The organism is Amycolatopsis sp. CA-230715, from assembly GCF_018736145.1.
Taxonomy (GTDB): domain Bacteria; phylum Actinomycetota; class Actinomycetes; order Mycobacteriales; family Pseudonocardiaceae; genus Amycolatopsis.
The window spans coordinates 9,313,880-9,327,544 of sequence record NZ_CP059997.1; the positions used below are offsets into that span (position 1 = coordinate 9,313,880).

The 13,665-nt window shown below is 70.1% G+C and carries 13 protein-coding genes; 5 read left to right on the forward strand and 8 right to left on the reverse strand.

The features are described from left to right. Positions 1 to 10: 10 nt before the first annotated feature. A complete protein-coding gene (locus HUW46_RS43330; RefSeq protein WP_254125533.1) occupies positions 11 to 823 on the reverse strand; it encodes an AraC family transcriptional regulator in 813 nt (270 codons plus the stop codon). On the opposite strand from HUW46_RS43330, the gene HUW46_RS43335 reads away from it, so the two are divergent. Next, positions 822 to 1,190: a DUF4345 family protein gene (locus HUW46_RS43335; protein WP_215544442.1), complete on the forward strand. Its 369-nt coding sequence runs from the start codon at positions 822 to 824 to the stop codon at positions 1,188 to 1,190. The two genes, HUW46_RS43330 and HUW46_RS43335, sit on opposite strands and share 2 nt — an antisense overlap. A 13-nt stretch (positions 1,191 to 1,203) precedes the next feature. Here the strand turns inward: HUW46_RS43335 and HUW46_RS43340 are convergent, their stop codons facing one another. Beyond that, a complete protein-coding gene (locus HUW46_RS43340; protein ID WP_215544443.1) occupies positions 1,204 to 3,729 on the reverse strand; it encodes a tetratricopeptide repeat protein in 2,526 nt (841 codons plus the stop codon). 185 nt (positions 3,730 to 3,914) lie between these two features. Here HUW46_RS43340 and HUW46_RS43345 point away from each other — a divergent pair, with 185 nt between their 5' ends. Continuing rightward, on the forward strand, positions 3,915 to 5,114 hold the full coding sequence (locus tag HUW46_RS43345; protein ID WP_215544444.1) for a glycoside hydrolase family 88 protein: 1,200 nt from the start codon (positions 3,915 to 3,917) through the stop codon (positions 5,112 to 5,114). A gap of 43 nt (positions 5,115 to 5,157) precedes the next feature. Here the strand turns inward: HUW46_RS43345 and HUW46_RS43350 are convergent, their stop codons facing one another. The 4 genes from HUW46_RS43350 to HUW46_RS43365 form a co-directional block, all read right to left on the reverse strand. Continuing rightward, positions 5,158 to 5,484, reverse strand: coding sequence for a putative quinol monooxygenase (locus tag HUW46_RS43350; RefSeq protein ID WP_215544445.1), 327 nt, complete (start codon positions 5,482 to 5,484; stop codon positions 5,158 to 5,160). A 109-nt stretch (positions 5,485 to 5,593) separates the two neighbouring features. Further along, positions 5,594 to 6,619, reverse strand: coding sequence for an NAD(P)-dependent alcohol dehydrogenase (locus tag HUW46_RS43355; protein WP_215544446.1), 1,026 nt, complete (start codon positions 6,617 to 6,619; stop codon positions 5,594 to 5,596). Further along, on the reverse strand, positions 6,616 to 7,353 hold the full coding sequence (locus HUW46_RS43360) for an iron-sulfur cluster assembly protein (protein ID WP_215544447.1): 738 nt from the start codon (positions 7,351 to 7,353) through the stop codon (positions 6,616 to 6,618). Before HUW46_RS43360 ends, HUW46_RS43355 begins: the two co-directional genes overlap by 4 nt. After that, entirely contained in the window at positions 7,353 to 8,378 is a 1,026-nt protein-coding gene (locus HUW46_RS43365) for an amidohydrolase family protein (protein ID WP_215544448.1), read from the reverse strand. Before HUW46_RS43365 ends, HUW46_RS43360 begins: the two co-directional genes overlap by 1 nt. 178 nt (positions 8,379 to 8,556) lie before the next feature. Between HUW46_RS43365 and HUW46_RS43370 the strand changes: the two genes are divergently transcribed. Then, on the forward strand, positions 8,557 to 10,008 hold the full coding sequence (locus HUW46_RS43370) for a helix-turn-helix domain-containing protein (protein ID WP_215544449.1): 1,452 nt from the start codon (positions 8,557 to 8,559) through the stop codon (positions 10,006 to 10,008). Here HUW46_RS43370 and HUW46_RS43375 read toward each other — a convergent pair. Beyond that, positions 9,983 to 10,582, reverse strand: coding sequence for a GNAT family N-acetyltransferase (locus HUW46_RS43375; protein ID WP_215544450.1), 600 nt, complete (start codon positions 10,580 to 10,582; stop codon positions 9,983 to 9,985). The two genes, HUW46_RS43370 and HUW46_RS43375, sit on opposite strands and share 26 nt — an antisense overlap. Positions 10,583 to 10,863: 281 nt before the next feature. Here HUW46_RS43375 and HUW46_RS43380 point away from each other — a divergent pair, with 281 nt between their 5' ends. Both HUW46_RS43380 and HUW46_RS43385 read left to right on the forward strand, forming a co-directional pair. After that, the gene (locus HUW46_RS43380; RefSeq protein WP_256451461.1) at positions 10,864 to 11,460 is read left to right on the forward strand and encodes a LysE family translocator; all 597 of its coding nucleotides are present in this window, start codon (positions 10,864 to 10,866) and stop codon (positions 11,458 to 11,460) included. Positions 11,461 to 11,612: 152 nt separating this feature from the next. After that, complete coding sequence (locus tag HUW46_RS43385) at positions 11,613 to 12,347, forward strand: chitinase (protein WP_215544452.1); 735 nt, start codon at positions 11,613 to 11,615, stop codon at positions 12,345 to 12,347. A gap of 39 nt (positions 12,348 to 12,386) precedes the next feature. Here HUW46_RS43385 and HUW46_RS43390 read toward each other — a convergent pair whose 3' ends face one another. After that, positions 12,387 to 13,628 carry a helix-turn-helix domain-containing protein gene (locus HUW46_RS43390; protein WP_215544453.1) on the reverse strand — a complete coding sequence of 414 codons (1,242 nt, stop codon included), beginning with the start codon at positions 13,626 to 13,628 and terminating at the stop codon, positions 12,387 to 12,389. Between the last annotated feature and the right edge of the window lie 37 nt (positions 13,629 to 13,665).

The following is a 13,665-nucleotide window of genomic DNA, read 5'->3' on the forward strand; positions in this document are numbered from 1 at the left end:
GACTGTCTACTCAGGAGTGTCCGGAACCGCAAGCGAACGTGACGCGCGCGGCGAGCAACCTGCTGGGCGGCAACCCGAACATGCCGTGGAAGGAGTCGCTGAAATGCGACGGCGTGGCGAAGCCCGCCTCCGTCGCCGCCGTGGTGAGGTCACTACCGTCGGCGATCAGGTCCGCGGCCGCCAGCATCCGCGCCCACAGCCGGTAGCGCCGGAAGCTCGTGCCCGTCTCGTCGCGGAACAGGTGGCGGAACCGCGAGGTGGACAGGCCGCAGGCCGCCGCCAGTTCGCCCGCCGAGACCGTCCGGTGCGCGGCCGCCCTGATCGACGCCGCCGCGTCCCGGATCCGCGGATCACCCGACGTGGCCGACCTCGGTGCGGCCACGTCCACCCAGTCGCCGAGGTCGCCGTCCGCGAGCGCGATCAGCTCGGGTTCGTCGCGGTGCCGCACGCGCACGTCGTCGTCACCGCCGGTCATGCGCCGCTCGCCGCTGAGCCGCCGCGTCGAGCTGGGATCGAGGTAGCAGAACAGCATGCGTTCCCCGGCCGCCACCAACCGGTGCCGCACACGGGGTGCGATGAGCGCGCTGCGGGCGAGCACGTCGGGGCGACCGTCGCGGTGCACGGTGAACGGGCCGTCCACGCCGATCGCCAGGCAGGCCACCGAACCGGAATGCGCGTCGAGCCGCAACGACGGTCCCCGGTAGACGGCGTGGCCCGGCCCCAGCCACAACGCGGCGCAGCCGTTTTCTGGAAGCGAGGGCCCGTCCACACCGGACATCATCCCGCGAGTGACCGGTACGACCGGGAAAGGGGTGCGGGACATGGTGCTCACCGTGGCGGTGGCGGTGTTCTTCTTCGGCATGGGCGGCTACGGACTGGTGGCGCCCGCGTCGCTGGTCAGGCCGTTCGGGCTCGGCGCGGGCACCGCCGACGCGCGCACCGAGGTCCGCGCGGTCTACGGCGGGTTCGGGATCGCGGTCGCCGGCCTGCTGGCCGCCGCGGCCGCCGATGTGGGTGGGATCGGCAAAGGAGCGGTGTTCGCCGTCGCCGTCGCGCTCCTCGGCATGGCGGCCGGGCGGGTGGTCGCGCGCTGCGTGGAACGCCCGTCGGCCTTCTACCCGTCGTGGTTCTACTTCTGGGTCGAAGTGATCGCGGGAGTCCTGCTCCTCGCATTCGGCACACCGTCCTGAAGCGCGCCGGTCATCAACGACGTCGCCGACGCCACCACCGGGCCCCGTCGGCACCTTGAGCGTTCCGCGCCCGGCGAAGGTCTTCGAGGGCGAATTCCTCGTTCCGATCGTCACCGAGATCCCTGAAGATCTCGGCGGCCTCCTGACACGCCGTGACGGCTTCGTCGAACCTGCCCGCCTCGCGAAGGGCCATCCCGAGACCGTGCAGTGCCGCGGCTTCGCGGAAGCGTCCACCCAGTTCATGGGAAATCCGGGCGGCGGCTCGGTGCGCGGTGACGGCTTCCTCGGCATCGCCCAGCTGGCGCAGCGCGATGCCGAGGTTCTGCAGCGCCGAACTTTGACCGTTGAGGTCACCGGCCTCGCGGTAGGCGTCGATGGCGGCACCGTGTGCGGCGGCGGCTTCGTCGAACCGCCGTATCCCACCGAGGGCGTTACCGAGATTGTTGAGCGCCATCGCTTCGCCGTCGTGGTCGCCGACCTCGCGGGCAAGCCGTGCGGCGTCCTGGTGGGCGGTGATCGCTTCCTCGGTCCGCTGGACCTCGCGGAGCGAAAGGCCGAGGCTGTTGAGCGCCATCGCTTCGCCGTAGTGATCACCCTCCTCGTGGTAGTACCGTGCCGCACTCCGGTGAGCGTCGATCGCCTCGTCGAACCTCTGGACCTCGTGCAGGGAAGAGCCGAGGTTGTCGGCCGCGATGGCTTCACCGTGGCGATCCCGCAGATCGCGGTAGATCCGGACGACATCGGTGTGAATGGTGACGGCCTCGTCCAGCCGTCCCTGCGCGCGCAGGGCCGTGCCCAGGTTTTGCAACGCCATGACCTCGTGAACGCGGTCGCCGGTCTGCTGGAACATTTCCGCGGCGCCGTGGAGCGCGGTGACGGCCTGATCCGCCAGCTTGTTCCGTAGCAGCGCGGCTCCCAGATTGATCAGCGCCTTCCCCTCACCGTGGTGGTTGCCGACATCTCGGTAGAACCGGGCGGCGTCGGTGTGGGCCGTGACCGCCTCTTCGATCCGCCCCATTTCTTGCAAAGCGCTGCCGAGAGCGTTGAGCGCTGTCGCTTCACCATCGCGGTCGGCCAGGGAGCGTGCTGCGTCGACAGCGGCCTCGGACAGGGCGATCCAGTCGTTGAGATACCGCCGTCTGCGCAGGAAGTGCCACATCGCCTGCGGCAGGTCACGCCCGATCGCGGGGTGATCGGCGAGAACGGTGAAAGTCGCGGCGGTCAGGTTGGCGTACTCGACATCCAGCCAGTTCAGCGCGTGTTCCTGGTCGGGGAACCCGAGCGCCCCTGGCTCTTCGACCCGAGGGTCCAGGTGCGCGTTGGCCGCCCCGGTGGTGGTGAGGTAGTACCCCAGCAGCCGCGCCAAGGCCTGCTCACGCCGGTCCGGTTCGGCGTGAAGTTCACCGTGGCGGGCCGAGTGCAGGCGGAGAAGGTCGTGCAACCGCCACCGGTCGTAGCCGGTGCCGGGTTCGATCAAATGGGCTTGGGCTAACGCTTCCAGGCCACGACGAGCGTCAGCTTCCGCCAGGCCCGCGAGGGATGCCGCCGCCGAGCTGGAAAAGTCGGGGCCCGGGTTCAGCGACAGCAACCGGAACAAACGGGCCCGATCACCGACGAGCTGGTGGTAGGACGAGTCGAAGACGGCGTGGACCGCTCGGTCGGCGAAGGTCATCCCGTCCAGCCGGGACGCAACATCACCGAGGTCGGTCGTCATCGCGGCCAGGGGCTTGGCGGGGTTGGCGGCCAGCTGAGCGGCGACGATCCGCAAGGCCAGTGGCAGGCCCGCGCACAGCTCGGCCAAGCGCGCGGCGTCACCGGGGTGGTCGTGGACGCGTGAGTCGGCGGGATCGCGCAGCAGCAACGCCTTGTCGAGCAGATCGGCGCCGAGGTCGACGGGGAGGGTGTCGAGGTTGAGCAGCCGGGCGTCCAGGTCGGCCAGTACGTGACGTGAGGTCACGATCGCCGCGCAGCTCCCGTCGGAAGGCAGCAGCGGCACCGCCTGCCCGCTGGTGGAGACGTTGTCGATCACCAGGAGCACGCGTCGTCCCTTCGCCGCGTAGGTCGCCAGCACCGACCGCAGCAGCCGAGACCGGTCCTGCACGTCGGCGGGGATGTGCTCGCCGGGCACACCGACAGCGCGCAGGAAGCTTTCCAGCGCGTGGCCGGGTCCATGACGAAGCCCGGGATCGGTTTCGTAACCGCGCATGTCGGTGAACAAGACCCCGCCGGGGAACCAACCTCGGTCGAGGGCGGTGCGCGCGGCTTGGAGCGCCAGTTCCGTCTTGCCGATCCCGCCCATCCCGCCCACCGCGGCCGTGACCAGGGTCGGCACGGGCCCCTCCGCGGTCTCGCTCGGGGTGAGGGTGTCCAGCAGTGCGGCCAGATCGGAGTCACGACCGGTGAAGCTCGGTGTCGCGGGCGGAAGGCCGGTCATCGCGGGGATGATCCGGGGCGGCAGTACGACCGTGATGTCGCGCCCCTGGATAACGGTGCTGAAGAAGACGTCGCCCGTGACGGTATTGCGGATCTCGTCGTTCATCGGCGTCATTCCTGTCCGGACGGCATCCGGTTGTCGCGCGCTGACAGCCTAGCGGAGACCGCGGTTTCGCTCGTTTCCACCGGGGGTCGGCGGACCGGTCACCGGGACATCTGTTTCACCAGCGTGAATCCGCGAAACCGTGGTGTAGAAACGGTTTCGTTGACCTTCGACCTCGGGTGGCGGCTGTGGAGCTTTCTCGACGTGCAATGCTGGGGACGACAGCGGGGGCCGCGGCCGCGTTCACGGTCGCGGGGCCCGGTTCGGCGGCAGCGGCGGAACCACCGGGCTTCGAAGCCACCGCCCAGTACGCGATCGCCAAGCTGCGGGCCGTCGCGCCGACGATCACCGCGTTCCCGGTCGGCACGAAGTTCGAGAAGTGGACGTACTCCACCGACGGCGACTGGGTCGGCGGGTTCTGGCCGGGATCCCTGCTGCTGGCGTGGCTCTACAGCGGCGACGAGCGGTTCAAGGACTACGGCTTGGACTCGGCCCGCAAGCTCGCGCCGCGCCAGCACGACACCGGGACCCACGACCTCGGCTTCCTGTTCACCCCGTCCTGGATCACCGCGTGGCGGCTGACCGGCGACCCGTTCTGGCGCGACGGCGCGCTGCGCGCCGCGGAGTCGCTCACCAAGCGGTACAACGCGAACGGCCGCTTCATCCGGGCGTGGGGCGCGCTCGACAGCCCGAAGAACGCGGGCCGGGTCATCATGGACACGATGATGAACCTGGACCTGCTGACCTTCGCGGCGCAGCAGACCGGTAACCGCGGGTACCTCGACATCGCCGTCGCGCACGCGTCGACCACTCAGCAGCACGTGGTCCGCCCCGACGGCTCCACCCCGCACGTGTTCGACTTCGACCCCGCCACCGGTGCGCCGATCGGGCCGAACACCGTGCAGGGCTACAGCCCCACGTCGTGCTGGTCGCGCGGGCAGGCGTGGGGGATCTACGGGTTCACCACGATGCACCGGCGCACCGGCGATCCCGGTTTCCTCGCCACCGCAAGGAAACTGGCCGATTTCGCGCTGTCCGCGCTCACCGCCGACCAGGTGCCGGTGTGGGACTACCGCGCGCCGCAGGCACCGGACGACGTCAAGGACGCGTCCGCGGGCGTGATCATGGCCTGCGGACTGCTCGACCTCGCGAAGGCCACCCGCCAGCCGCGGTACGCCGAGCGCGCGCGGCGCATCGTCGACGCGGTGTCCCGCACCTGCCTGACCACCCGATCGACGCGGGCCGAGGCCGTCGTCGCGCGGTGCACCCGCAACAGGCCGAGCGAGGACGGTGTCGAGATCTCGCTCCCCTACGCCGATTACTACCTGCTCGAAGCCCTGATGCGGATCCTGCGCCCGCGCGAGATCGCCAAGGCGCTCGACCTGTGACCGCTTGTCGGCCCCACCGCGGTGGGGCCGACAAGCGAGCTTCTCATTCCTTGACGGCCAGCTCGCCGAGTTCGGCCCACCCGTCCTGATCGACAGTCGTGCTGACGATGCGCGGGGTCTCGACCAGGTACGGCGGGAGTTCGGCCTGCGCGGTCTTGAAGTGGTCCGAGCCGACGTGGGCGGCGCCCGCCTCGCCGTCGCGGAAGGCCTCGACCAGAACGTACTCGTTCGGGTCGTCGAGGCTGCGCGACCAGTCGTACCAGAGGCAGCCCGGCTCGGCGCGGGTCGACTCGGTGAACGCGCGCGAGATCTCGGGCCAGTTCTCCGCGTGCTCCGGCTTCACCCGGAACTTGGCGGTGATGAAGATCATTTGCTCTCCTTGTCCTGTGTTCGGCTTCCGTGCGCACGGGCTCCGGCCGCAGGGTATCCGGGTCGGCCGCGCGCAGCCCCACGACGACCTCGACGAGCCGGACGACGCCTCACGGGACGAGGATCGCCCGGCCGCGGATGCGCCCCGCGTCCAGGTCGTCGATGGCGTCCTGGAACGACTCCAGCGGGTACCGCGCGGTGTGCAGCCGCACGCGGTCCTGCGCGGCCAGCACCATCAGCTCGCACAGATCGGTGTAGGACCCCACGAGGTTGCCGACGAAGTTGATCTCCGCCGAGATCACGTCGATCGTCGGGACGTCGATGTTCTCGCCGTACCCGACGACGTGGTAATCCCCCGCGCGCCGCAGCATCGCGACGCCGTCACGGGTCGCGCCGCCCTCGCCGACGAAGTCGATCACGGTTTCCGCGCCATGGCCGCCGGTCAGCTCGCCGACGGCGGCCACCTGCCCGCCGTCCGCCACCACGCCGTGGTCCGCGCCGATCGACACCGCCAGCTCGACCGCGTCCGGGTTGCGGTCCACCACGATCAGCTCGGCCGCGGTGATCGCCTTGAGCACCTGGATCCCGATGTGCCCCAGCCCGCCCGCGCCGATGACCACGCACCGGTCGCCGGGACGCAGCCGCCGGGCCGCCTTCGCGGCCGCGTGGTACGCCGTGAGCCCGGCGTCGGCGAGTGCCGCGACATCAGCGGGTTCCAGCGAATCGTCGAGCTTGACCACGCTGCGCGCGGAGGTCTTCAGGTACTCCGCGTAACCACCCGCGGTGTCTATCCCGGGAAACTGGCTCGCTTCGCAGTGCACGTCGTCGCCCGCGCGACAGGCCCGGCACAGCCCGCACGTGACGAGCGGGTGCACGATCACCTTGTCGCCCTCGGTGACGTTGGTCACCGCGCTGCCGACCGCGTGCACCCAGCCCGCGTTCTCGTGGCCGATCGTGTAGGGCAGCGCGACACCGGACTTCTCGGCCCACTGGCCTTCGAGGATGTGGATGTCGGTGCGGCACACGCCGGCACCGCCGATCCGGACGATCACGTCGTACGGACCGGTGACGGCGGGCTCGGCCACCTCGGCCAGCTTCAGCCGTTCGCCGTAGCCGACGACCTGGACTGCCTTCACGATGCTCGTGCCTCCTCGGACGATGGGGACGGGTCCCGCGGCGCCTGGTCCGCCGCGGAATCGGGGTAACGGGTGCGGAGCAGGCCGCGGCAGAAGTGCGCGTTGCCGTCGATCGAAATCCGGATCGCGCGGGCGAACCGCAGCCGCACCGGCACTTCCTCGCGCGGATACGGCTCGCCGTTGTCGTCGACGAGCACGGGTTCGTCCGGTGCGGTGCTCAGGCCGAGCGCTTCCCGGCGGCGAAGCAGCGCGCTCGTGGTGCGGCCGTCGGGAAGGTCTTTCAGCGCGACGTCGTGCAGTTGCTCCTCGGCGAGGTCCTCGTCAGCGCGCAGCAAAGCCGTGAGTGCGCGTTCCATGGCCGCCGTGTGCGCCTTGCGGCGGAAGGTGAGCCGAAGCTCGTCGAGGTCCTTTTCCGCCTCGCTGCCGAACGTGCCGCGGTACCCGGCGTCGGCGGCGAGGCCGCGATTGATACGGTCGGAGTCGTGGTGATCGTCGAGCCGGACCACCACGCGCTCCGCACCAGGCAGCTCGCCGAGGACGTCCTTCGCGTCGGACGCCATCAGGTACGCGAAGTTGGGCGAGCAGAACGAGGTCGGCAGTCGCAAGTGGACGGTCAGCTCACCACCGCTGGCCTCGATGGACCGCACGAACCCGAGATCGGTGATCGGCTCGTCCAGTTCCGGATCGTAGACGGTGTCGAGCGCCCTGCGGGCGAGCTGGTCGAGGGCGGGCATCAGGCGACCGCCACGGCTTCGGTTTCCGCCCGCGCGGGCGGAAACCGCACCTGCAACCCGGCAGGCACTTCGATGTCGTACATCGCGGCCGCGTTGAGCCCGAGGATCTTCTTCTTGACCTCGGTGGTGAGCGGCGCGTACTCCGTCATGTCCTCGGGGATCTGGAAGTCGACGAACTGCTCCACCAGCCATTTCGGCGTCCAGATCGCGTAGTCGCTGGAGAACTGGATCCGGTTCTCGTCGAGCCAGTACAGCAGTTCGCCGATGATCTGCGCGAAGTAGCGGGGTCGCGTGTGGATGAACGGCATGGCCACCGCGAGCCCGGCGTGCACGTTGGGCTCCTGCGTCGCGATCCAGCAGAAGTCCTCCAGCCGAGGCAGGCCGCAGTGCTCGATCACGAAGTTCAGCTCGGTGAAATCGGTGGCCACCTTGTCCACGTCGGCGACGTCGAACGCGTCGCGGTCGAGCGGCCGGATCGTCGGTCCTTTGTGGATGTGGATGTTCTTGATGCCCAGTTCCTGAGCGGCCTCCAGGTACCGGTAGCTCCACTTGTCGTCGAGCTTCCAGCCGCGCGAGTCGCCGAACCACTCGGCGGTGTAGAGCTTGGCGCCCTTGAGGCCGAACCGCTTCGCGTCCTCGCGCAGCTGCTTCAGGCCGTCTTCGCCGAACCGCGGGTCCCAGCAGTGGTTGTAGGTGAGCTTGTCCGGGTGCTCCCGCGCCAGCGCGAAGGCCTCTTCGGTCTGGCCGAAACCGTTGCGGTAGAAGGCGGGCAGCGCGGCGGGCTGGAAGATCGCGTGGTCGACGTAACCGTCGGTGAACAGATCCTTCAGCAACCGCTCGCCGCCCTGGTAGAGGTAGTCCTCGTACGGCCACACCTCGGACTCGGGGCTGAGGTTGCGGTGGTAGTCGTAGAAGCAGTCGATGAACTGCTTGCCGTGGATGTTGCGCTGGTTCTCCGGGCGGGCGTCCCACAGCGCCACGTGGGCGTCCAGGATGAAGTAGCTCTCGCCGTCCTTGGTGTACATCGGTTTCCTCCGCATTCGTGACCGCATCGGCACGTCCTGCCCGGACGGTAGGGGCGTCGACGCAGGTCAGGGAGGTCGCCGGTGTCTCGATTTGAGACACCGGGCGCACCCGCGGGTTAGCATCGAGGACCTAGCCTTGCCGAGTCGGACGCAGCGCGGCGTCTCACGGGAGGTCGAAGTGACGCACAGGCACGAAGGCGAACCACTCGAGGTCCGCGGCGGAGCCGCGCCGCGCCTGCGCGCGTCCTGGCAGCGCAGCGCCCGGTACGGAGTGCCGGGCGACGAGGTCAAGCCCGTCTTCACCGGGTCCGTCGACACCGGATCGCTGCTGTACGAATGCGGCCACGAAGTGCTGCAGGGCCTACAGGCCACCCTCGCGAACGAGCCGATCAGCCTCATGCTCACCGACAGCGACGGCCTGGTGCTGAGCAGGCTGTGCGGCGACACCGGGATCACCCGGTCACTCGACCGCGTACACCTCGCGCCCGGATTCTCCTACGCCGAAAGCAACGCGGGCACCAACGGCCTCGGCCTCGCGCTCGCCGATCGCGCGCCTTCGCTGGTCCGCGCCGACGAGCACTACTGCACGAGCCTGCGCGGCTACACGTGCGCGGCCGTGCCGGTCCTCGATCCCCTCACCGGTGCACTGGCGGGCAGCGTCAACCTGACGACCTGGTCCGAGCAGTCCCCCGACCTCCTGCTCGCGCTCGCCCAGACCGCGGCCGGGCACACCAGCGCGCTGATGTTGTCGCGCGCTTCCGGGCGGCGGCCGCGCACCGGACCGCGGGGCGAGGTGTTCCGGCTCTACACCGAACGTCTCGACCCGCCGTACCTCTCGGCCTGCTGGGAACATCCCTTGCTCGAAGCCATGGAGGCGATGCGGCGCGGCCGGACCGTGGCCGTCGTCGGGGAACCCGGCGCGGGAAAGACGGCGCTGGCCGCCATCGCGCGCCGGGAACTGCGCCCGCGCGAGCGCGTGCTCAACGCCCGGCCACCCGCGCCCGACGACGTGGAAACCTGGCTGACGGTATGGGCCCCCGAATTGGGCAAGGACAGCACCTGCGTGATCGTGTCCGGAGTGGACGCACTACCCGCGTGGGCCGCGAACGAACTGGCACCGCGCTTCGGCGCACTGCGCCACGACGCCGCGCCCGCGCCGTTCGTGTTCACCGCCGCGGACGCCAACGCGGTGCCGGAATCCTTGGTGCCGCTCGTGGACACCGTGGTGGAAGTGCCGCCGCTGCGGCTGCGCCCCGACGACATCCTGCCGCTCGCGCACCACTTCGCGCGTCGCACGCGGCGGCGGGACGTCACGTTCACCCCGGCCGCGGCCCGCGCGCTGACCGCTTACGACTGGCCGGAGAACGTCAAGCAGCTGCGCCGCGTCGTCGGTGAGGCGGCGGGCCGTTCGGAAGTAGTGGACGCCCAGCACCTGTCCGCCGAGGTCTTCACCAGCGTCGGTCACCGCCTCAGCCGTTTGCAGGCCCTCGAACGCGACGAGATCGTCCGCTGCCTCGCCCAGCCGGGCGCCACGGTCGTCCGCGCGGCGGCGGAACTCGGTATGGGGCGCGCGACGATCTACCGCAAGATGGCCCAGTACGGGATCAAGTCGCGGCGGCTGCGTTCTTGATTTCGTACTCGACTTCGCCTTCGTCGATACCCGGAACCGGGTCGTCGATCGGCCCGTGGCAAGGGAAAGCGCGAGCGAAGGTCATCCCCACCGCCGCCATCGTCGCCCGCGAAGGCGTGTTGACGGCCATCGTCTGGGCGAAGATCCGGTCGAGGCCCATGTCCTCGAAGCCGTAGCGGATCAGCTCGCGCGAGCCTTCGCTGGCGTACCCGCGGCGCCAGTGCCTGCGCAGCAACCGGTAGCCGAGCTCCGCCTCGCCCTCGACCTTCGGCTGGTCCGGGCCGTTGGGCGGCCGCAGCAGCCACCAGCCGACGAACTCGTCCCCGGCGAAGCCGACCCAGAAACCGAGCCCCGGCAGTTCGTTGGCGGAGGCCATTCGCCGCCGGTGGGACTGTTCCACCTCGTAGCGCGTGGCCGCCCGCCCGGTGAGGTAGTGCATGACCGCGGGATCGGCGTCCAGCTCGACCTCCAGTTTGAAGTGCTCGTCGGCCAGCGGCACCAGGCGAAGCCGTTCGGTCCGCAACGTCGGTGCTGTCCGGCTCGGAACGGGGGAACCGGTGCGGTCCGGTGTCATGCAGGTACCTCCTTCGGCCGAGTGCCGAAGGTAGCCGCCGGACAACCGGAAACGAAACCGTTTTTCCTCCCTCGCTCGCGGGCGCGGCGATCCGTGCCCCGAAGGTGACTTTCGGGGCACGCGCAGCCGTGTCCGCGAACCCGTGAGGGCCCCGAAAATCACTTCGGGGAAGGCTGCGGAACCGAGTACATTTCCGAAGTCCGCTTCGCGCCCCGCTCTCCGCATCGGAAAGGCCCTGATTGAGCCACGCCACCCTGTTCAGCTTCGCCATCGCAGCACTCGTGATCAGCGTCGTCCCCGGACCCGACATGATGTTCATCATGGCCACCGGCATCACCGGCGGCCGCCGCGCCGGGGTGGTGTCCGCGCTCGGCGTTTCGGCGGGGCTGACGGTGCACACCGTGGCCGCCGCGTTCGGCCTCGGCGCGCTGCTTCGCGCCGCACCGTTCGTGCTGGACACCGTCCGCTGGCTCGGCGCCGCGTTCCTCCTGTACCTCGCGGTCACCGCGTTCCGCTCGGCGCGACGTCCGTCCACTGAGGACACTAGGCCGGTGCGGGCGAGGTCGTTGCGCCGCACGTTCGGCATGGCCGCGCTGACGAACCTGGCCAACCCCAAGGTCATCCTGTTCTACCTGGCGTTCTTTCCGCAGTTCCTCGACCAGCGGGCGGCCTGGCCGGTGACCGTGCAGTTCCTCGTGCTCGGCGCGATGCTCGTGGTGATCGGTTTCGTCGTCGACGCGAGCACCGGATTCGCCTCGGGCGCGCTGTCCGAAACGCTGCGGCGGCGGCCGGCCGTGCGCGGCTGGCTCGACCGGATTTCGGCCACCGTGTTCGCCGCGCTCGCCGTCCGGCTCGTCGTTTCCGGCCACGGAACCTGACAGCGCGCGCTGCCGCCATGTGGTCCAGACCACCTATGCGGTCCCACCGTAGAGACACCCGCGACCGCGCTGTGGCGTGATGGAGGCGGACCCGCTTGCCAGAGTCGCCTCGGGCTCGGGGTCCCCTCCATCCCCGACCCAGAGGAGCAGGCATGGTCATCAAACGGGTACTGGCGGGTCTGGCCGCGCTCATCGCAGGCGGCACCGTGGCCGTCACCGCGGGCGGCCCCGCCACGGCTTCCCCGGCTCCGGCGGTGAGCCCGTCCGCCTCGTTCATCGTCAGCGAAGCCCAGTTCAACCAGATGTTCCCCAACCGGAACGCCTTCTACACCTACAGCGGCCTCACCGCCGCGCTCGACGCCTACCCCGGCTTCACCAACACCGGCAGCGAAGAGGTGAAGAAGCAGGAAGCGGCGGCGTTCCTGGCCAACGTCAGCCACGAAACCGGTGGCCTGGTGTACATAGTGGAGCAGAACACCGGGAACTACCCGCACTACTGCGACGCGACCAAGCCCTACGGGTGCCCCGCGGGCACCGCGGCCTACTACGGCCGCGGCCCGATCCAGCTGAGCTGGAACTTCAACTACAAGACCGCGGGTGACGCGCTGGGCATCGATCTGCTGAACAACCCGAACCTGGTGCAGAACGACGCCGCGGTGTCGTGGAAAACCGGCCTCTGGTACTGGAACACCCAGAACGGGCCCGGCACGATGACCCCGCACGACGCCATGGTCAACCAGCGCGGCTTCGGCGAAACGATCCGCAGCATCAACGGTTCGATCGAGTGCAACGGCGGCAACCCCGGCCAGGTGCAGTCCAGGGTGGATCTCTACAAGAACTTCACCTCGGTACTCGGTGTCAGCCCAGGTGAGAACCTGAGCTGCTAACAGGGCACGGGGGCCGGTCGCTTCGGCGGCTGGCCCTCGTCACCCGAGCGCGGCCGCGCGCAGGTCCGCGCGGCCACGAATGCCGAGCTTGCGGTACGTCCGTGACAGGTGCAGTTCCACGGTTCTCAGCGCCAGGAACAGCTTCGCGGCGATTTCCTTGTTGGAGTACCCCGCTCTCGCCAGCTTCGCGACCGCCGCCTCCCGATCGGTCAGCGCCGGGCCCCGGGGCGGTTCGGCCAGTTTCCGGCACTCCGCTCGCGCGCGGCGTGCGAGCGGTCCGTCCCCCACCGCCTCCGCCAACGTGGTGGCCTGCCGCAGGAACCGCGCCGCCGCCGCGGATTCGGCCCCACCGCCCAGCCTCGTCCCGAGCGCGCACAGGACCTTGGCGTGTTCGGCCTTCGCCCGCGCCACTTCGAACAGCTGCGCCGCTTCGCGAAGGAGCTCCCCTTCGCGGCCACGCCCGTCGACCAGGGCGAGCACCGCCAGCGCGCACCCGACCGTGCGAGGTTCTCCCCAGTTCGCCGCGGCTCGGTATTCCGCACGGGCCAGCCTGGCGGCCAGCTCCACCTGATCCGCCCGTGCCGCACTCAGCGCGGCGAGGCTTCGCCACGGCAGTACCGCGGGGTTCCGCACCCGGTGGGCGGCCAGCAACCGGCCGCTCGCCGTCAACTCTTCGAGTGCCGCTGGAAAGTCACCTCGTGCGTGCGCGACCGCGCCGCGCGCCGCCAGCCACGCCGGGCGGCTGGTCCCGCCGTTCCGCGTCGCGGGGTCGAGATCGTGTGCCGTCACCAGGTTCGCGGCCGCCCGCACTTCTCCCCGCGCGAGCAGCACGCCGATCACCTCGGTCACCGCGAGCAGGCGGACGACGGGCTCCGCGCCGGGAATGGTCACCGTCGCGAGCAGGTCGAGCGCCTCGTCGAAATCGCCGCGGCGGCGGGCGATCCGGCCGCGGAGGACCATGACCTCTTCGGCGACGCGTCCCCGTGCCACCGCCCGGTGCGCCACCCGGCGGGCGGAAGCGTCCGCCACGTCCAGTTCACCCGCGCCGACCAGGGTCGTCAGTGCGCGCCAAGCGCACGCGGGACTTTCCTCGCAGCAGCCGCGGTCGAGCGCGCGTTCGGCGAGCGCCACCGCGTCGGCCCAGTCGTCCCCCGCCCGGAACGAGGACATCGCGAGCGAGGCAGGGCACGACGTCGTCGTGGTCCACTCGCGACGGAGGAAGTCCCTGGCCGCCGCGCCGCGCGCGGCGATCGTCGGGACGCCCACCGGAACCACCGCCATCGCTGTTCCACTACTGGTCTAGACCGGCATCGCGCAG

Bases quoted from the DNA above. Each gene is read 5' to 3' on its own strand.
- HUW46_RS43335 (WP_215544442.1), top strand. From the start codon at position 822: ATGGTGCTCACCGTGGCGGTGGCGGTGTTCTTCTTCGGCATGGGCGGC.
- HUW46_RS43330 (WP_254125533.1), bottom strand. From the start codon at position 823: ATGTCCCGCACCCCTTTCCCGGTCGTACCGGTCACTCGCGGGATGATG.
- HUW46_RS43340 (WP_215544443.1), bottom strand. From the start codon at position 3,729: ATGAACGACGAGATCCGCAATACCGTCACGGGCGACGTCTTCTTCAGC.
- HUW46_RS43350 (WP_215544445.1), bottom strand. From the start codon at position 5,484: ATGATCTTCATCACCGCCAAGTTCCGGGTGAAGCCGGAGCACGCGGAG.
- HUW46_RS43360 (WP_215544447.1), bottom strand. From the start codon at position 7,353: ATGCCCGCCCTCGACCAGCTCGCCCGCAGGGCGCTCGACACCGTCTAC.
- HUW46_RS43365 (WP_215544448.1), bottom strand. From the start codon at position 8,378: ATGTACACCAAGGACGGCGAGAGCTACTTCATCCTGGACGCCCACGTG.
- HUW46_RS43375 (WP_215544450.1), bottom strand. From the start codon at position 10,582: ATGACACCGGACCGCACCGGTTCCCCCGTTCCGAGCCGGACAGCACCG.
- HUW46_RS43385 (WP_215544452.1), top strand. From the start codon at position 11,613: ATGGTCATCAAACGGGTACTGGCGGGTCTGGCCGCGCTCATCGCAGGC.
- HUW46_RS43390 (WP_215544453.1), bottom strand. From the start codon at position 13,628: ATGGCGGTGGTTCCGGTGGGCGTCCCGACGATCGCCGCGCGCGGCGCG.